This is a genomic window from Rhodothermales bacterium, assembly GCA_039944855.1.
In the GTDB taxonomy this organism is placed as follows: Bacteria; Bacteroidota; Rhodothermia; order Rhodothermales; family JANQRZ01; genus JBBSMX01.
The window spans coordinates 1-17,356 of record JBDUXZ010000037.1 but is presented as its reverse complement, the minus strand read 5'-3'; the positions used below and the strand labels follow the sequence as shown (position 1 = coordinate 17,356).

16 protein-coding genes and 1 pseudogene are annotated in these 17,356 nt (G+C 71.1%); all 17 read left to right on the top strand.

All coding sequences use genetic code 11. From position 1 onward, the window contains the following. The first annotated feature begins 15 nt into the window (after positions 1-15). Positions 16-828 carry an SDR family oxidoreductase gene (locus tag ABJF88_17985; GenBank protein ID MEP0548831.1) on the top strand — a complete coding sequence of 271 codons (813 nt, stop codon included), beginning with the start codon at positions 16-18 and terminating at the stop codon, positions 826-828. A gap of 39 nt (positions 829-867) precedes the next feature. After that, on the top strand, positions 868-1,848 hold the full coding sequence (locus ABJF88_17980) for a universal stress protein (GenBank protein MEP0548830.1): 981 nt from the start codon (positions 868-870) through the stop codon (positions 1,846-1,848). A 33-nt stretch (positions 1,849-1,881) separates the two neighbouring features. Continuing rightward, positions 1,882-2,112: a hypothetical protein gene (locus tag ABJF88_17975; protein ID MEP0548829.1), complete on the top strand. Its 231-nt coding sequence runs from the start codon at positions 1,882-1,884 to the stop codon at positions 2,110-2,112. Positions 2,113-2,127: 15 nt separating this feature from the next. After that, positions 2,128-2,643: a universal stress protein gene (locus tag ABJF88_17970; GenBank protein MEP0548828.1), complete on the top strand. Its 516-nt coding sequence runs from the start codon at positions 2,128-2,130 to the stop codon at positions 2,641-2,643. A gap of 250 nt (positions 2,644-2,893) precedes the next feature. Beyond that, positions 2,894-5,018 (top strand): annotated as a pseudogene (gene ccoN / locus ABJF88_17965) (cytochrome-c oxidase, cbb3-type subunit I). A 227-nt stretch (positions 5,019-5,245) separates the two neighbouring features. Next, positions 5,246-5,446, top strand: a complete 201-nt coding sequence (locus ABJF88_17960; GenBank protein ID MEP0548827.1) for a cbb3-type cytochrome c oxidase subunit 3 — start codon at positions 5,246-5,248, stop codon at positions 5,444-5,446. A gap of 1 nt (position 5,447) precedes the next feature. Then, the gene (locus ABJF88_17955; GenBank protein ID MEP0548826.1) at positions 5,448-6,086 is read left to right on the top strand and encodes a cbb3-type cytochrome c oxidase N-terminal domain-containing protein; all 639 of its coding nucleotides are present in this window, start codon (positions 5,448-5,450) and stop codon (positions 6,084-6,086) included. A 152-nt stretch (positions 6,087-6,238) separates the two neighbouring features. Beyond that, positions 6,239-7,690, top strand: coding sequence for a cytochrome c oxidase accessory protein CcoG (ccoG, locus tag ABJF88_17950; protein MEP0548825.1), 1,452 nt, complete (start codon positions 6,239-6,241; stop codon positions 7,688-7,690). Positions 7,691-7,733: 43 nt separating this feature from the next. Beyond that, positions 7,734-8,303, top strand: a complete 570-nt coding sequence (locus ABJF88_17945; GenBank protein MEP0548824.1) for a FixH family protein — start codon at positions 7,734-7,736, stop codon at positions 8,301-8,303. A gap of 129 nt (positions 8,304-8,432) precedes the next feature. Beyond that, positions 8,433-10,163: a Na/Pi cotransporter family protein gene (locus ABJF88_17940; protein MEP0548823.1), complete on the top strand. Its 1,731-nt coding sequence runs from the start codon at positions 8,433-8,435 to the stop codon at positions 10,161-10,163. A gap of 2 nt (positions 10,164-10,165) precedes the next feature. Then, complete coding sequence (locus ABJF88_17935; protein MEP0548822.1) at positions 10,166-10,879, top strand: polyphosphate kinase; 714 nt, start codon at positions 10,166-10,168, stop codon at positions 10,877-10,879. After that, positions 10,876-11,628 (top strand): hypothetical protein, encoded by a 753-nt coding sequence (locus ABJF88_17930; GenBank protein MEP0548821.1) that lies wholly within the window; start codon positions 10,876-10,878, stop codon positions 11,626-11,628. The genes ABJF88_17935 and ABJF88_17930 overlap by 4 nt, the downstream gene beginning before the upstream one ends. Before the next feature lie 138 nt (positions 11,629-11,766). Further along, positions 11,767-14,496 (top strand): heavy metal translocating P-type ATPase, encoded by a 2,730-nt coding sequence (locus ABJF88_17925; GenBank protein ID MEP0548820.1) that lies wholly within the window; start codon positions 11,767-11,769, stop codon positions 14,494-14,496. A gap of 31 nt (positions 14,497-14,527) precedes the next feature. Next, a complete protein-coding gene (gene ccoS / locus ABJF88_17920) occupies positions 14,528-14,728 on the top strand; it encodes a cbb3-type cytochrome oxidase assembly protein CcoS (protein MEP0548819.1) in 201 nt (66 codons plus the stop codon). 3 nt (positions 14,729-14,731) lie between these two features. Beyond that, positions 14,732-16,108 (top strand): oxygen-independent coproporphyrinogen III oxidase, encoded by a 1,377-nt coding sequence (hemN, locus tag ABJF88_17915; GenBank protein ID MEP0548818.1) that lies wholly within the window; start codon positions 14,732-14,734, stop codon positions 16,106-16,108. Between the two features lie 16 nt (positions 16,109-16,124). Further along, positions 16,125-16,688: a hypothetical protein gene (locus ABJF88_17910; GenBank protein MEP0548817.1), complete on the top strand. Its 564-nt coding sequence runs from the start codon at positions 16,125-16,127 to the stop codon at positions 16,686-16,688. 301 nt (positions 16,689-16,989) lie between these two features. Beyond that, positions 16,990-17,356: hypothetical protein (locus ABJF88_17905; protein MEP0548816.1), on the top strand; the 367-nt coding region annotated here is incomplete at its 3' end.

The following is a 17,356-nucleotide window of genomic DNA, read 5'->3' as shown; positions in this document are numbered from 1 at the left end:
TCGCCGACCCCAAGTATGGTCGGCACCGTGGCCGTCGTGACCGGCATCGCCGGCCCCATCGGCCAAGCCGTCGCCCGCCGCCTCGCCGGCGAGTCACGCTGCATCCTCTTCTCCGACGCCAACGCCCAAGCCGCCCGGCCCGTGCTGGCCGAGGTCGAGCGCATCCGCGCGCTCCACGGCCTCGAGGCGGAACCGGTCTTCGTGGAGGCCGACGCGGCGACGGACGCCGGCGCCCGCCTCATCATCCGCACCGCGCTCAGCACCTTCGGCCGCGTCGACGCCGTCGTGGTCAACGGCGAGGTGACGGTGCGGAACGGGGCGGGGGACGGCGCGCTCTCCGTCGACCTCGCCTCGTTCGTTCCCGCCGTCCGTATGGCGGGGGCGGCGCTGGAGCGGCAGCCCGAGGGGAACGTCGTGCTGACGGCGCTCCTCCGGGGCGCATGGCCCGGGCGGCTCGGCGAGGCGGCCTGCAAGGTCGCCGTGTCGTCGTTCGGCGCCTTCGTGCACGCCGCCGCGACGGCGCTCCACGACCGCGGCGTCACGCTCAACGGCGTGGCGATGGAGGACCCCGCCCGCGCCGACCACACCCTCGACATGGCAGCGCTGGGCTCGGCGGCGGCCGTGCGCGTGGACCGGCAGCGCCGCTCGCACCAACTCTACGATGCGGCTTACACGACCCGCTTCCTCGCCTCCAGCGAGGCTCGCGGCGTGACCGGCCAAGTCCTCCTCCTCAGCGGGGGCGGCACCGCCACGCCACCCTACACGCGCCCCGCCGAATCCGCCGCCTACTCCGACCTCTTTCGCCACATCGAGCGGCTCCCGGCCTGACGCGCTCAGGCCGGAACGCCGCCGCTTCCCCCGACCCCCATGAAACCGATCCGCAGCATCCTCGTCGCGCGCGACTTCTCCCCGTGCGCCGAGCGCGCCCTCGAAACCGCGCTCTTCCTCGCCGCCCAGTCCGGGGCGACGGTCCACGTCGTCCACGCCGACGTGCTCCACGCCGACCCCTACGGCCGCTCCGACACCGGGGCCGACGCGCTCGACAAGCTCCGCGAGCGGCTCAAGGAAGGCGTCGAGCACGACCGCGACGAGCACGTCCGCTTCGACCCCGGCAGCGTGAAGATGGAGCACGCCGTGGTGCGCGATGTGGCCGCCGCGCCGGCGCTCCTCCGCTACGCCGAGGAGCATGACATCGACCTCATCGTGATGGGGACGCATGGGCGGAGTGGGCTGCGGCGGATGCTGCTCGGCAGCGTCGCCGAAGAGGTCGTTCGCTGGGCGCCGTGCCCGGTCCTCACCGTGCGCGCGAATGGGCCGACCGTAGAGGAGATCGCGTCCATCCTCGTGCCTGTCGATTTCTCCGAGTCGAGCAAGGCCGCCGTGCGGCAGGCCGTCCGCCTCGCCCGCCTCCTCGGCGCGCGGCTCGACCTGCTCCACGTCGGCGAGACGGTTCCCGTGCCCGCGTTCTACGATACCGGGTTCATCGTCTACGAGTACGGCCCGCAGTTCGCCGAGCACGCGCTCGAACAGCTCCATGGCCTCGTCGATGACGAGACGGCGGCGGCGCCCGGCACGGCGCTCGACGTCCGCGTCCACGTCGGCGTCGGGCAGTCGCCGAACGTGATCGTGAAGGAAGCCGAGCGGCTCGGGAGCGGCCTCATCGTGATGGGGACGCGCGGGCTCTCGGGCCTCAAGCACCTCCTCCTCGGGAGCGTGGCCGAGCGTGTGCTCCGCCTCGCCCGCTGCCCGGTCCTCGTCACGAAGAGTGATGCCGACGTGCAGCAGGCCGAGTCGCTCGCGGCCGACCGCTCGGCACGCCCGACGCCGGAGCCGGAAGTCGGCGTCTGAACCCTGCCTTCCCTACCAACTCACCGACCGGCTATGGCTCCCGAACTCGTTCCCCCTGCCTCCTTGACGCCGGAGACGCTGCCGCTGCTCGGCGCGGCGGATCCCGCGTTCCTGCTCCCCTCGGCGCTCCCGGCGGGGCCGTGCGTCCGGAGTTCGGGCGGCGCGTGCTGCCGGTCGTGCGTTTCCCGCACTGCCGCGCACGAGGCCGGGGACGAGGGCACCGCGACGGGAGCAGGGGAGCCCTCGGCGGACCTGCCGGCCTGATCGCTACGGCTTCCCATGTCGCCTCCCTCCACACTCCTCGTCCCCACCGACCTCTCGGATGAGGACGCCGCCGTGCTCGACCACGCCGTCGAGAAGGCGCGCTCGCTCGGCGCCCGCGTCCACCTCCTCCACGTCTTCGACTCGCTCCTGCACGACCTCCCGCCGGAGGCCGTCGAGTCCGAGTCGACGCGCGCGCTGCGGGCGCGGATGCGGACGGTGGCGCGCGATGCCCTCCAGCATCTCGCCGCCGCCCACGCGGGCGACGACGTGCGCCTCACCGTCGAGCAGCGGCTCGCGCCCGACCCCGCGCCGTCGATCCTCGCCTGCGCCCGCGACATCGGGGCCGACCTCATCGTGATGGGGACGCACGGCCGCCGGGGCGTGCAGCGCCTCTTGCACGGGAGCGTGGCCGAGGCCGTCGCCGCGCGGGCGCCGTGTCCGGTCGAAGTCGTCCCGCTCGCCGTCGAGGCGGTGCCGTGGACCGGCGTGCTCGAAGCCGTGCGCGAGCGCATCCAGCTCGCGTGGATGTAGGGGAACGCCCTACCGGCCCCTACAGAGGTGCCCCACACCGCGCCGCACCGCGCACCGTCAGCCCGCCTCCACGCGGCGGGGTTACTTGCCCCCGTCCTTTCCGCATCACGCCGACCCTCGCTCCTGCCCCGTTCCGCACCTGCTTCCGCGACCTATGGCTATCCCTCCCTCCTCGACCGCCCAAGCGGCCCTCCTCCGCAGCGACCGCTCGCGCTTCGAGGTCTTCTCGTACGACGACGCCATCGTGCGGATGTTCGTGTACGCCACCGTGCTGTGGGGCTTCATCGGGATGCTCGTCGGCGCGCTGATCGCGCTGCAGCTCCCGTTCCCCGAGGCCAACCTCGGCGAGTACCTCTCGTTCGGGCGGCTCCGCCCGCTCCACACGAACGCGGTGATCTTCGCGTTTGCCGGAAACGCCATCTTCGCCGCGATCTACTACTCGACACAGCGGCTGTGCAAGGCGCGGATGTTCAACGACGTGATGAGCAAGGTGCACTTCTGGGGCTGGCAGGCCATCATCGTCAGCGCCGCCATCACGCTCCCCCTCGGCTATACGACGTCGAAGGAGTATGCCGAGCTGGAGTGGCCGATTGACATCGCCATCACGCTCATCTGGGTCGTCTTCGCCGTCAACTTCTTCGGGACGCTGTGGCGACGCCGCGAGAAGCACATGTACGTCGCGCTCTGGTTCTACATCGCCACCATCATCACGGTGGCGATGCTCCACATCGGGAACAGCCTCGCGATCCCGGCCGACCTCCTCAAGAGCTATCCCATCTACCGCGGCGTGCAGGACGCGCTCGTGCAGTGGTGGTACGGCCACAACGCCGTCGCCTTCTTCCTCACGACGCCGTTCCTCGGGCTGATGTACTACTTCCTCCCGAAGGCGGCCGAGCGGCCGGTGTTCTCGTACCGGCTCAGCATCATCCACTTCTGGTCGCTCGTGTTCATCTACATCTGGGCCGGCCCGCACCACCTCCAGTACACCGCCGTGCCGGAGTGGGCGGCGACGCTCGGGATGGTGTTCTCCGTCATGCTCTGGATGCCGTCGTGGGGCGGGATGATCAACGGGCTCTTCACGCTGCGCGGCGCGTGGCACAAGCTCCGCGACTCGGTCGTGCTCAAGATGTTCGTTGTCGGGATCACGTTCTACGGGATGTCCACGTTCGAGGGCCCGATGCTCTCGGTGAAGTCCGTCAACGCCCTCTCGCACTACACCGACTGGAACATCGCGCACGTCCACTCCGGCGCGCTCGGCTGGAACGGGTTCCTCACGTTCGGGATGATCTACTGGCTGCTGCCCCGGCTCTGGCGGACGCCGCTGTGGTCGGAGAAACTCGCCAACTGGCACTTCTGGACGGGCACCGTCGGAATTCTGATGTACGTCCTCGCGATGTACAACTCCGGCATCACGCAGGGGCTCATGTGGCGGGCGTTCGACACAGCCGGCCGCCTCGTCTACCCCGACTTCATGGAGACCGTCGTCCAGATCAAGCCGATGTACTGGGTCCGCCTCATCGGCGGGACGCTCTACCTCGTCGGCGTGATGATGCTGATGGTGAACATGTGGATGACGGTCCGCCGCGCGCCGAAGGACCTCCCCGACCCCTCCGTCGCGCTCCCGCTCCAGGCCGAGCCCGCCGACGCCGCCCACTGATCTTCCCGCCTTCCCCGTACGGGCGCAGCATGCTGCGCCCCTACCCCGATCCCCCATGAAATTCCTCGACACCAACGGCTTCCACCGCCGGCTCGAAGGGTGGCCCCTCGTCTTCACCGCCCTCACCACGGTCGCCGTGCTCGTCGGCGGCGTCGTCGAGTTCCTCCCGCTCGTGCTCGTCGACGACCAGGTGGAGGACATCGCGACGGTCGAGCCGTTCACGCCGCTCGAAGTCGCCGGCCGCGACCTCTACATCCGCGAGGGCTGCGTCGGCTGCCACAGCCAGATGGTCCGCCCGTTCCGCCACGAGATCGAGCGCTACGGCGACTACTCGAAGCCCGGCGAGACCGTTTACGAGAGCCCGTTCCTCTGGGGCTCGAAGCGGACCGGGCCGGACCTCGCCCGCGTCGGTGGGAAGTACCCCGACTTGTGGCACGTGCGTCACATGGAGAACCCGCGCTCCACGTCCCCGCGCTCGATCATGCCGCCGTACCCGTGGCTGCTCTCGCACGAACTCGACTTCGACGACATCCCCGGCAAGCTCCGCGCGCTCCGCACCGTCGGCGTGCCGTACTCCGACGAGGAGGTCGAGAACGCCGTCGCCCTCGCCCGCGCGCAGGCCGCCGCCGTCGCCGCCTCCGTCGTGGAGCAGGGCGGGCCGGCCGGGCTCGAAGACAAGGAGATCGCCGCCGTCGTGGCCTACCTCCAGCGCCTCGGCACCTTCCTCGGAGCGGCCCCCGCCGAGGACGACCTCGAAGAGCACGAGCGCGAGGAGATCATCGAAACCATGCAGGACGAACAGCCCGGCGACCTCCCCGGCACCGACCTCGAAGTCGAAGACCTCCCGCCGGGCACCGAGCCCGACGACGTGGACCTCGACCGGAGCGAAGACGGCACCGTCGTAGACGATCCCGCAGACGACGGAATTCAAGCCCCCGACCAGCCATGATGAAAGAAGTGGTCCGCGCGATGGAGACCGGCATCCTCGCCCAGATCGGGCTCATCGCCTTCCTCGTCGCCTTCGTGCTCATGGTGATCTACGCCTTCACGCTCTCGAAGCGGAAGCGCGAGTACGACAAGAACCTCCCCCTCGACGACGCGCCCGAACTCCCGCGCGCGTCCTCCGACAACGGCAACCGCCCCTGACATGAGCCAGCCCCCTCCCGAGTCTCCCAAAGCGCCCGAGTCCGGCTCCCTCCTCGTCGGCGGCGCCGCCGACGAAGTCATCCCCGGCCACAAGTACGACGGCATCCGCGAGTACGACAACCCGATGCCCGGTTGGTGGGTCTGGCTCTTCGTCATCACCGTCGTCTTTGGCGTGGTGTACTTCCTCGGCATCGAGGTCTTCGGCTTCGTCGACACCTACGAGGACGACCTCGCCGAGGCGCAGGCCGAGCTCGTGGAGATGCGCGATGCGTACGCCGCGAGCGGCCCCGCCTTCGAGACCGACGAGCGCGCCCTCATGCGTTATGCGAGCGACGCCGAGATGGCTGCGGCCGGCGCCGAGGTCTACGCGGCGACGTGTGCCTCCTGCCACGGCAACGAGGGGCAGGGCCTCATCGGCCCCAACCTCACCGACGATTACTGGGTCCACGGCAGTTCGAACGAGGCGATCTGGGAGATCCTCGCCGTCGGCGTGCCGGCGAAGGGGATGCCGCCGTGGGAGAACGTGCTCTCCGCCGAAGAGCGCGCCGAGCTCCTCGCCTTCATCCGCTCCATCGACGACACCGACCCCGCCGGCGCCAAAGAGCCGGAGGGCGAGCTCGACCCCTACGAAGGGGCCTAGCGCCTGGCTAGCGCCGGGGCGACAGCGCAGCGTGTAAGGAATCCCCCCACGGTGGGGGACGGGGCCGCCTTGCGGCAGGCCGTGGCGTCGGACGGCGGCGGCGAGCACGGGGCCGCGCGATCTTGGGTCGTCTCTCCCAAACGCCCGCCCCCATGGCCGCACGCTCGTTCATCGACGCCGACAGCGTCGACATCCTCGAATCGCCCGACGCGGTGCTCTCCACGCTCGACCTGGAGGGCAACCGGAAGTGGATCTACCCGACGCTGAGCAAGGGCCCGTTCTACCGGCAACGCCTCGTGATGGGGTGGGGGCTGATCGTGCTCTTCGTCGCGCTCCCCATCCTCCGCATCAACGGCCGGCCGGCGATCCTTCTCGACTTCATCCACCGCGAGTTCGCACTCTTCGGCATCACGTTCTACCCGACGGACACGTTCCTCCTCCTGCTCCTCGGGCTCAGCGCGCTCGTCTTCGTCATCCTCCTCACGGCGCTCCTCGGCCGCGTGTGGTGCGGGTGGGGCTGCCCGCAGACGGTCTACCTCGAGTTCGTCTTCCGCCCGATCGAGCGGTGGATCGAAGGGAAAGAGCACGTCCGCAAGCGGCGCGACGAGGGGCCGTGGACGCTCGACAAGGCGTGGCGGAAGGTGGCGAAGTGGGGGATCTACCTCGCGATCTCCCTCGCCCTCGCGCACGTCTTCGTGTCGTACTTCGTCGGGTGGGACCGGCTCATCGAGTGGATGACGGGGCCGCCGACGGAGCACTGGGGCTTCTTCGTGCTGATGGCCGTCACGACGGCGCTCGTGCTCTACGACTTCGGCTACTTCCGCGAGCAGATGTGCACGATCGCGTGCCCCTACGCCCGCATCCAATCGGTGCTCGTGGACGAGGACTCGATGATCGTGTCCTACGACCCGCGCCGGGGCGAGCCGCGCGCCCGCCGCTCGAAGAAGAAGATCGAGCAGGAGGAGGCCGGGCTGATCCCCAAACAGGGCGACTGCATCGACTGCTTCGCGTGCGTCCGCACCTGCCCCACCGGCATCGACATCCGCGACGGGCTCCAGATGGAGTGCATCGCCTGCACGCAGTGCATCGACGCCTGCGACGAGATCATGCTGAACATCGGCAAGCCGCCGGGGCTCATCCGCTACACGTCGGAGCACGAACTGGAGGGGCTGAAGACGCGCATCCTCCGGCCGCGCACGGTGATCTACGCCGGCCTCTTTCTCACGGTGATGACGATGCTCGGCGTTGGCGTGGTCTCGCGCGGGGCGTTCGACGTGAACGTGGGCCGCGCCGTCGGCGAGCCGTTCGTCGAACTGCCCGACGGGACCGTCGCGAACCGGCTCCGCTTCCGCGTCCGTAACCAGACGCCGTCGGCGGCGACGTTCGAGATCGAAGCCGTCGAGCCGGCCGAGGCCGAGGTGAAGATCGTCGGCGTGCAGCCGGTGCCGCTCGCGTCGGCGGAGATGAAGCGGGTCGAGGCGTTCGTCGTCGTCCCGCGCGCGCTCTTCGCCGGGGCCGACCGCCGTGACGCCGTCTTCCGCATCGTCTTCAGCGACGGCTCGGAGCAAATCGTCCCGTTCCCCCTCCTCGGCCCGTCGCAGTAACACCGGCATGCCTCCGCCTCCTTCCCGCCAAGCCCCCGCTCCCGTGACCCCAACCCCGCTTCCCGAATCCGGCCCGTTCGCCGGCGACGGCCATGCCGCCGCCGACGAGGTCGCGCCGCCGCGCAAGCCGCCGCTCATCCCGTCGCACATCGCGTGGCCCGGCTTCGTCATCGCGCTCCTGCTCCTGTCGATCTTCGCCGCCTTTCAAGCCTTCTTCGCCGCCCAGTCTGACGGGGGTGCCCAAGTCGTCGAGGCGTATTACGACTCCGCCATCGCGTTCGACGACGAGCAGGCGGCGCAGGCGGCGAGCAACGCGCTCGGCTGGAGCGCGGGCGTCGAGGTCGGCGCGTGCGAGGGCGGGCTCTGCGCCGTCGACGTGGTGGTGCGGGACCGCGAGGGCGCACCGGTCGAGGGGCTGAACGGGCTGCTCCGCGTAAGCCGTCCGCAGTCCGCCGCCACCGTCGCTCGGATCCCGCTCGCTTCGTCCGACGCGCCCGGCGTCTACCGCCAGTTCGTGCCTCTCAACGCCGACGGGCTGTGGGACTTCGCCGTCACCGCCCGCCGCGGCGACGAGCAGTTCGTGACGGAGATCCGCCGCGACGTCGCGCGCTGAGGCGGGCTCGTCCGCCGCGTTCCGATTTGCCACAGGGGTTGTAGGAAACCGGGTTCCGCCGTACCCTCGTGATCTCCGCCGCGACGGGCGCAGCGGACTCCTCCCACGTACGCATCTTTCCACGCGCGCATGGATCCCACCCATGCCATCAACGCTGGGCCGATCGTGATCGGCCTCGCAGGCGGCCTCGCTCTGTTCCTCTTCGGGATGGAGCAGATGACCGACGCCCTCAAGCAGGTCGCGGGCGGCGGCATGAAGACGCTGCTGGCCCGGCTGACGAAGAACCGCTTCACGGGGGTGCTCGCCGGCGCGCTCGTCACGGCCGTGATCCAGTCGTCGTCGGTGACGACGGTGCTCGTCGTCGGGTTCATCTCGGCGGGGCTGATGACGCTGCCGCAGTCGATCGGCGTGATCCTCGGGGCTGGCATCGGGACGACGCTCACGGCGCAGATCGTGGCTTTCAAGGTGACGCAGTACGCGCTCGTGCTCGTCGCCGTCGGGTTCGTGATGCAGTTCGTCTCGAAGCGGGACCGCGTCCGGCAGTACGGCACGATGGTGCTGGGGCTGGGGCTGATCTTCTTCGGGATGGAGCTGATGAGCGAGGCCACGCACCCGCTGCGCAGCTACGCGCCGTTCATGGCGCTGATGCAGCAGATGGATAACGTGGTCGTGGGGATCCTCATCGGCACCGTGTTCACCGCCGTGATCCAGTCGTCGTCGGCCACGATGGGCGTCGTGATCGTCCTCGCGAGCCAGGGCTTCCTCTCGCTCGAGGCGGGGATCGCCCTCGTCTTCGGGGCGAATATTGGGACGTGCGCCACGGCCATGCTGGCGGCGATCGGGAAGCCGCGCGAGGCCGTGCGCGCCGCCGTCGCCCACGTCGTGTTCAAGGTGGTCGGCGTAGTGATCTGGTTCGGGCTCGTGGTCCAACTCGCCGAGGTCGTGCGCGCCATCTCGCCGAGTCACCCGGAGCTGGTGGGGGCGGCGCGGCTGGCCGCCGAGGCGCCGCGCCAGATCGCGAACGCGCACACGCTCTTCAACGTCGCCAACACGCTGCTCTTCCTGCCCTTCACGGGGGCCTTCGCGTGGCTGGTGCGGCGCCTCGTCCCGGAGCGGTCCGAGGCCGACGGCGCCGTCGTGCAGCCGCGCTACCTCGACCCGATCCTCTTCGACACGCCCGCGCTCGCGCTCGACCGGGTGCGGATGGAGCTCCGCCGGATCGGCGAGCGGGCGTATGCGATGGTTCGCGAGGCCCTCCCCGTCGCGCTCGACGGCGAACTAGAAGAGCTGAGGGCGCTCGAACGGCTCGACGATGAGGTGGACAGGCTCCACGAGGCCGTCGTGGGCTACCTCGGCAAACTCGCGCAGGAGAACCTCGACCGCGCCCAGACCGAGCAGCACTTCGACTACCTCGAAGCGGCCAACAACATGGAGAACATCGGCGACCTCGTCGAGACGAACCTCGTGCGGGCTGGGCTCGAACGACTCGGGGTGGGGATGACCGTCAGCGAGGGCACGCGCGAGCGGCTCGAAGCCCTCCACGAGCGGGTGTGCTGGACCGTCCAGCTCGCCTTCCAAGCGCTCGATGCTGACAGCCCGGCGATGGCCGCGGAGGTGATCGACGCCAAGTCCGAGATCCAGCGGCTCGCCGACGAAGCCGAGTCCCACCTCGCCCACCGCCTGACGGCCGACGACCCCGACCGGCTCAGCCTCTACCGCTTCGAGTCCGAGCTGATCGAGTACCTCAAGCGGGTCTACTACTTCGCCAAGCGCATCGCCAAAGCCGTCGAGCAGCGCAGCGTCGCGTTCCCGACGGACGGCGCCCCGCTCGGCACCATGCCGACGCTCGACCCCTCCTGATGATGCTCGACACCGTAGACCTGACGCGCACGCTCTCGGACGAAGCTTACGGGGAAGAGGAGGCCGACCTCCGCGATCGCCTCGCCGAACTGCACCGCGCGGCGAGCGAGGCCGGCCTCCCGCTGATGATGGCGTTCGAGGGCTGGGACGCCTCGGGCAAGGGCTCGATGATCCACACCCTCACCGAACGGCTTGACCCGCGCGGGTTCACCGTCCACCCGATCCGCGCGCCGCGTCCGTTCGAGGCGGCGCGGCCGTGGCTCTGGCGCTACTGGCGGAAGATCCCCGGCCACGGCGAGTGGGCGTTCTACGACCGGAGCTGGTACGGCCGCGTCCTCGTCGAGCGTATCGACCGCCACGTCACGAAGAAGCAGTGGAAGCGGGCCTACGACGAGATACTCCAGTTCGAGCGTGCACTCGTCGATGACGGCTACCTCCTCGTAAAAATCTTCCTCCACATCAGCAAAGAGGAGCAGCGCCGCCGCCTCGAAGCCCTCCTGGCCGACCCCGTGACGGCGTGGCGCGTCACGCCCGAGGACTGGCAGAATCACCACCGCTACGACGCCTGGCTGCCCGTCTATGAGGAGGCGCTGGAGCGGACCCACACCGACGCCGCGCCGTGGACCGTCCTCCCGGCGACATGCCCGAACGCGACGCGCCACGCCGTCTACCGCACGCTTATCGACGCGCTCGAAGCGCGCCTCGCCCCCGCATGAAGCCGCCTCGCCTCGACAACGCCGACCTGAGCCGGTCGCTCGACAAGGACGACTACCAGCGCGAACTCGCGTACTACCAGCGCGCGTTGCAGGCGCTGGGCTATCCGGTGTATCTCGAACGCCGCCCCATCGTCCTCGTCTTCGAGGGGTGGGACGCGTCGGGCAAGGGCGGGGCGATCCGCCGCGTCACGGCCCCGCTCGACCCGCGCGCCTACGTCGTCCATCCCATCGGCCCGCCGGAGGGCGAAGACGCGCGGCGGCACTACCTCCACCGCTTCTGGCGCCGCCTCCCCGAAGCCGGCCGCCTCGCCATCTTCGACCGGAGTTGGTACGGCCGCGTGCTCGTCGAGCGCGTCGAGGGCTTCGCCAAAAAGGAGGAGTGGAAGCGGGGCTACGACGAGATCCGCGACTTCGAACGGCAGCTCGTCGACTACGGCACGGTCGTCCTCAAGTTCTGGATGCACGTCAGCGCTGACGAGCAGCTCCGCCGCTTCCGCGAGCGCGAGGCCGACCCGCGCAAGCGCTGGAAGCTCACCGACGAGGACTGGCGTAACCGCGAGCGGCGCGACGATTATCACGATGCCGTCGCGGACATGCTCGCGAAGACGCATACGCGCGAGGCGTCGTGGACCGTGGTGGCGGGCGACGACAAGCGGTACGCCCGTGTCGAGGTGCTGCGGACGATCGTAGAGGGGCTGAGCGCGGCGTACGATGTGGAGCCGGCCGTCGGTCCGCCGCCGGTGCGGTAAGCCGAAGACAGCGGCAGCGCCGTGTGGGGAACGCCCCTACACGCGCCCGCCCCGTCGCCCCACTTCGCAGGACGCGGGGCGGCTGTCACGTCGCGTGCGCGCGGCGGTGGATCTTGGCTCCGACCTTTCCGCTGCTCCATGCCCGCTACGCTCCAAGCTTCTCGCCGCGCCGCGCCGGACCTCGCCCCCGAGACGCCGTGCACGCACTGTGGGCTCCCCGTCGGGACGCACCCGATCCGGGGGAGAGAGGACGGCGTCGCGTTTTGTTGCACGGGCTGCTCTGTCGTCTACGCCGCGCTCGACGCCGCCGGGTTCGGCGGGACGTATTACAAGCTCCGCGACCTCGCACCCACGCGGAAGGCGGAGCGCCCCGCCGAGGCCGACCCGCTCCAACTCGGCGAGCTCGACACCGACGCATTTCTCGACGCGCACACGAAGCCGGCAGGGGAGGGGCTCCGCTCCGTCGAGCTCTTCCTCGACGGCGTCCACTGCGCGGCGTGCGTGTGGCTCGTCGAGCGGCTACCCTTTGAACTCGACGGCGTGACGGCGGCGCGGCTCGACCTCCCGCGCGCCCGCCTCGCGCTCACGTTCGACCCCGCGACGGTCCGGCTCTCCGACATCGGCCGGTGGCTCAGCCGGTTCGGCTACGCGGCGCGGCCGATGCGGAGCGAGCACGCGGCGCAGCGCACCGACGCCGAGCGACGGCTCCTCGTCCGGCTCGGCGTGACGTGGGCGCTCGCCGGGAACGTGATGCTCCTCGCGTTCGCGCTCTACTCCGGGCTCGACGGCGAAACGTCGGCGCTCGCGAGTGCCGCGCGATACGTCAGCCTCGCCCTCGCCGTCCCCGCCGTCGCGTACGGCGGCGCGCCGTTCTTCCGCCGGGCGTGGGCCTCGCTCGGCCTCGCCTTCCGTGCGCGCGACCCGCGCCGCCTCCACATCGACACGCCGATCGCGCTCGGCATCCTCGTCGGCACCGGCCACAGCGCGTGGGCGACCGTGACGGGGACCGGCGAGGTCTGGTTCGACTCGATCACCGTCCTCATCGCCGCGCTCCTCACGGCGCGGTGGCTCCAGCTCCGCTCGCGCCGCCTCGCGGGCGACGCCACCGAACGCCTCCTCGCGCTCATCCCGTCGATGGTCCGCCGCGTCCACGCCGACGCCGTCGAAGTCGTCCGGCTCGACGAGGTCCGGCCCGACGACGTGGTCGAGGTCCCGGCGGGTGAGGTCGTGCCCGTGGACGGGATCGTGGAGCGGGGCGCGAGCCGGCTCAACAACGCCGTGCTGACGGGCGAGAGCCGGCCCGAGCCCGTCGCCGAGGGCGACGCCGTCGAGGCCGGTGCCACCAATCTTAGCTCGCCGATCCGCGTCCGCGTCGAGGCGGCGGGCGACGCCACGCGCGTCGGACGGCTCCTCGCGTGGGTCCGCGAGCAGGAAGGGGGCGAGGCCCGCGTCGTCCTCCTCGCCGACCGGATCAGCGGGTACTTCGCCCTCGCCGTGCTCACCCTCGCCGCTGTCACGGCCGTGCTCTGGGCGTGGCTCGACCCGGGCGCGATGCCGCAGCACGTCGTCGCGCTCCTCGTCATCACGTGCCCGTGCGCGCTCGGCATGGCGACGCCGCTCGCGATGGCCGTGGCGGCGGGCCGCGCCGCCCGCGCCGGCATCTTCATCAAGAGCGACGAGGCCACGCAGCGCCTCACCGACGTCGACACGATCGTGCTTGACAAGACGGGCACGCTCACCGAGGGCCGGATGAGCCTCGTCGATTTCGTCGGCGACGAGGACGCGCTCGACTACGCCGCCGCGCTCGAAGCCCACAGCAACCACCCGATCGCCACGGCGATCGTGCAGGCGCGCGGCTGCGCGGCCGGGCTACGGGGCGGGCCGGAAGACGACGGCTTCCACGTCGACGATTTCCAGGCGACGGCCGGGCAGGGCGTGTGCGGCGTCGTCGGCGACCGCTACGTGACCGTGGGCCGGTTCGACTGCGTCGCCGAGCGCTCGGTCTCGGCCGATGCTCGGTTCACCGAGGCCGTAGCGGCGTTCGCGGCGCGCGGCCACACGCCCGTCGCGGTGGCCGTCGATGGGATCGTCGTCGCCGTGCTCGCCGTCGGCGACGCGGTGCGGGACGAGGCCGCCGAGACCGTCGCGCGCTGGCAGCGCCGGGGCTACCGCGTGCTCCTCTCGTCGGGCGACCACCCCGCCGTCGCGGCGGCCGTCGCGGCCGAGGTCGGGATCGCACCCGGCGATGCGCACGGCGGCGTTTCGCCCGAAGGCAAGCGTGCGTTCGTCGAAGCGCTGCAGGCCGACGGGCGGACGGTGCTGATGGTCGGCGACGGCGTCAACGATGCGGCGGCGCTGCGGGCGGCCGATGTCGGCGTGGCCGTCGGCGGCGGCAGCACGGCGAGCCTCGTCGCGGCCGACGTGTTCATGACGCGGCCCGGCCTCGCCCCGCTCGCCGACGCGCTGCGGGGCTCGGCGCGGACGCTCGGCGTCGTCCGCCGCAATCTCGGGCTCTCGCTCGTCTACAACGTCGGCGGCGCCGCGCTCGCCGTCGCAGGGCTCGTCACGCCGCTCGTCGCCGCCGTCGCGATGCCGGTCTCGTCGCTCGTCGTAGTTGCCTCGTCCATCCTCCAGCGCTCGTTCACCGCGAATCGCACGCCGCCGTGGCCGGAACAACGGCAGGCCACCGGCGGCTCCGGTGAAGAGCTCCGTGAGACCTCCCTACGTGTCATCCCGAGCGCAGCCGAGGAACCCCGAAGGGCTCGGCGAAGCCCATCTCTGATGAGCAACGCGGTGCCGGGAGAGATCCTTCGACAAGCTCAGGATGACACAGAAACGCTGCTCGACAGAGCAACCACGGACCAGTGACCAATGACTACGGACTAATGACCACGGACCCATGACCGTCTTCTACGTCCTCGTCCCCCTCGCGCTGCTGCTCGCCGGCGCCGGCGTGCTCGCCTTCCGGTGGGCCGTCCGCGACGGGCAGTTCGACGACGTCGAGACGCCCGCTCTCCGCATCCTCCTCGACGACGAGCCCGCGCCGCCGCGACGCCCCGACGCTTCCGAGCCGTTCGATTCCCGCCCCGATTCCCGCTGACCCATGACGTTCGACTTCGACCTCGCCCGCCGGATGAGCCGGCCTGGCCCGCGCTACACGAGCTACCCGACTGCGCCGCACTTCCACGACGGCTTCGGCCCCGACGACTACGGGGCCGCGCTCGACCGGCTGCGCGACGAGCCCGACCGCCCGCTCTCGCTTTACACCCACGTGCTGTTCTGCGCGAAGCTGTGCCATTACTGCGGCTGCCACATGCGCGTGACCGACCGGCCCGAGCCCGTCGAGCGCTACCGCGCGTACCTCGAACGCGAGCTCGACCTCGTCGCCGAGCGCGTCGGTGAGGGCCAGCTCGTCCGCCAGATCCACTGGGGCGGCGGCACGCCGACGACGCTCGGCCCGGCCGGGATCGAACGGCTGATGGCCCACACCCGCCGCCGCTTCACCGTCGCCGCCGACGCCGAGGTCGGGCTCGAAGCCGACCCGCGGACGCTCACGCGCGCGCACCTCGAAGCGGCCCGCCGCGCCGGCTTCAACCGGCTCAGCTTCGGCGTGCAGAGCTTCGACCCCGTGGTGCAGGAGGCGATCGGCCGCGTGCAGCCGTTCGAGCAGGTTCGGCAGGCGACGGAATGGGCGCGGGCGCTCGGGTTCGAGGGGCTCTCGTTCGACCTCATCTACGGGCTCCCGCACCAGACGCCGGAGCGGTTCGCGCGGACGCTCGACCTCGCGGCGTCGCTCGAGCCGGACCGCCTCAGCGTGTTCGGCTACGCCCACGTGCCGTGGATGAAGAAGCACCAGCGGCTCATCGACGCGGAGGCGCTGCCCGACGCCGAAGCCCGGCTGCGGCTCTACGCCCTCGCCTTCGACGCGCTCACCGCGCGCGGCTACCGCCACGTCGGCATGGACCACTTCGCGCGACCCGGCGACCCGCTCTGCCAGGCGCAGGACGCCGGCACGCTCCACCGCAACTTCCAGGGCTACGCGACGCACGCCGACTGCGCGCTCCTCGGCTTCGGCGCTTCCGCGATCGGCGGTTTCGGCCGGGTCTACGCCCAGAATGAGAAGGGGCTCGCCGCGTACTACGCCGCGCTCGATGCCGGCCGCCTGCCCGTCGCCCGGGGCCTCAGGCTCTCCGACGAGGACGTGCTGCGCCGCCACGTCATCACCCGGCTGATGTGCGACTTCGCTCTTGACAAGCGCGCCGTCGAAGCCCGCTTCGGGATCGACTTCGACCGGCACTTCGCGGATGCGCTCGACGCCCTCGCGGCGCTCGAAGCCGAGGGTGTCGTCGTGCTCGGCCCGGACCGGATCGTCGTGCCCGAGCGGGGGCGGCCCTTCGTCCGCAACGCCGCGATGGCCTTCGACGCCTACCTCGACCGCGCCGAGGCGACCGCCGCGCCGCGCTACTCCCAGACCGTCTGACCTAACCTCCACGTCCATGCCTACCGACTCCCCGACCGCTCCCGCCCCGACCGCCTCCGCGCCGCCGGCCTCTTCGGAGGTGCCGCGTCCCCTCGCCCCGCTCGACGGAGCCGTCGTCGACGCCTCGGCCGTCCCGTTCTCGTGGCGCGGCGTGCCCGGCGCGACGGGCTACCGGCTGCAAGTGGCCGCGAGCCCTGACTTCGCCGGCGACGTGCTGGAGGTGAACGCCGGCGAGACGACGGCGCTCACGCTCTACGGCGCCCTCCCGGTGCGGGAGACGGAGCTGGTGTGGCGCGTCCGCGCCGAGGGCATCCCGGGCGAAGCGGCGTGGAGCGGCTACGGCCGGTTCGTCGCCAGCCACGACGACGCCGTCGAGGCCTACCAAAACGAACGCGACGTCGAGCGGACCGAGGCGGCCAAAGATGCCGCCCGCCGCCGCGAGGCTGCCGAGGCCAACCTCGACCTGATCCCGCATTACGAACGAGAAGAGAGTGTCACGACGGCCGGTGAGGCGAGCACGCTGCTCCTCATGCTCGTCACGTTCGCCCTCACGATCTGGCTGCTCTTCGCCCTGACGTGACCGGCTCGCGCCGCGCACAGGAACGACGGGGAGCAAGCGCTCTCCGGTGGCGGTCGTCCGCAATTGGACGGCCGCCATTTTCTTGTTTGTTTGGGAATTACGGCTCCGTTAAGTTGGCGGGCATCACCCTGAGACTCGCGGTGCGCTCCGCCGAGCCCAGCCTCATGCCGACGGCCGATCGGGAGGGGCCGGGCCGGGGGCGAGAGGAGGGGGATGGTGGCACGCCCGAGTCGTGCCGCTGCGCAGGACACGAGTGGATGTGTACCGCTTCTTTCCGAACTCTCACCGACGCGACCGGCTCATGCGACTGCTGCGCCCGTGCCCCACGCTGTGCCTCCTCCTCCTCGCCTCGGCCCTCGCCGGGTGCGCGCCCGAGGCCGCCCTCACCACCGCCGACTTCCGCGCGCGCCTCCCCGAGCTCGAGGCCCGCACCCTCCGCGAGCCCGCCGACGCCGGCGCCCTCCGCGACCTCGGCGAGGCCTACGCCCAGCTCCAGCGGTTCGACCCCGCCCGCCAGGCGCTCCAGAGCGCCTACGCCCTCGACGCCGACGACCCCAAGACGCTCTACTACCTCGGCGTCGCCCACGAGGGCGCCGGGGCCGAGGCCGAGGCCCTCTTCGTCCTCGCCCAGTACGAGCGGCTCTCGCCCGACTCCCCGTACCGCCCGC

Bases quoted from the DNA above. Each gene is read 5' to 3' on its own strand.
- ABJF88_17930 (MEP0548821.1), top strand. From the start codon at position 10,876: ATGAAGCCGCCTCGCCTCGACAACGCCGACCTGAGCCGGTCGCTCGAC.
- ABJF88_17970 (MEP0548828.1), top strand. From the start codon at position 2,128: ATGTCGCCTCCCTCCACACTCCTCGTCCCCACCGACCTCTCGGATGAG.
- ABJF88_17925 (MEP0548820.1), top strand. From the start codon at position 11,767: ATGCCCGCTACGCTCCAAGCTTCTCGCCGCGCCGCGCCGGACCTCGCC.
- ABJF88_17960 (MEP0548827.1), top strand. From the start codon at position 5,246: ATGATGAAAGAAGTGGTCCGCGCGATGGAGACCGGCATCCTCGCCCAG.
- ABJF88_17980 (MEP0548830.1), top strand. From the start codon at position 868: ATGAAACCGATCCGCAGCATCCTCGTCGCGCGCGACTTCTCCCCGTGC.
- ABJF88_17985 (MEP0548831.1), top strand. From the start codon at position 16: ATGGTCGGCACCGTGGCCGTCGTGACCGGCATCGCCGGCCCCATCGGC.
- ABJF88_17955 (MEP0548826.1), top strand. From the start codon at position 5,448: ATGAGCCAGCCCCCTCCCGAGTCTCCCAAAGCGCCCGAGTCCGGCTCC.
- hemN (MEP0548818.1), top strand. From the start codon at position 14,732: ATGACGTTCGACTTCGACCTCGCCCGCCGGATGAGCCGGCCTGGCCCG.
- ABJF88_17935 (MEP0548822.1), top strand. From the start codon at position 10,166: ATGCTCGACACCGTAGACCTGACGCGCACGCTCTCGGACGAAGCTTAC.
- ABJF88_17975 (MEP0548829.1), top strand. From the start codon at position 1,882: ATGGCTCCCGAACTCGTTCCCCCTGCCTCCTTGACGCCGGAGACGCTG.
- ABJF88_17910 (MEP0548817.1), top strand. From the start codon at position 16,125: ATGCCTACCGACTCCCCGACCGCTCCCGCCCCGACCGCCTCCGCGCCG.
- ABJF88_17940 (MEP0548823.1), top strand. From the start codon at position 8,433: ATGGATCCCACCCATGCCATCAACGCTGGGCCGATCGTGATCGGCCTC.
- ccoS (MEP0548819.1), top strand. From the start codon at position 14,528: ATGACCGTCTTCTACGTCCTCGTCCCCCTCGCGCTGCTGCTCGCCGGC.
- ccoG (MEP0548825.1), top strand. From the start codon at position 6,239: ATGGCCGCACGCTCGTTCATCGACGCCGACAGCGTCGACATCCTCGAA.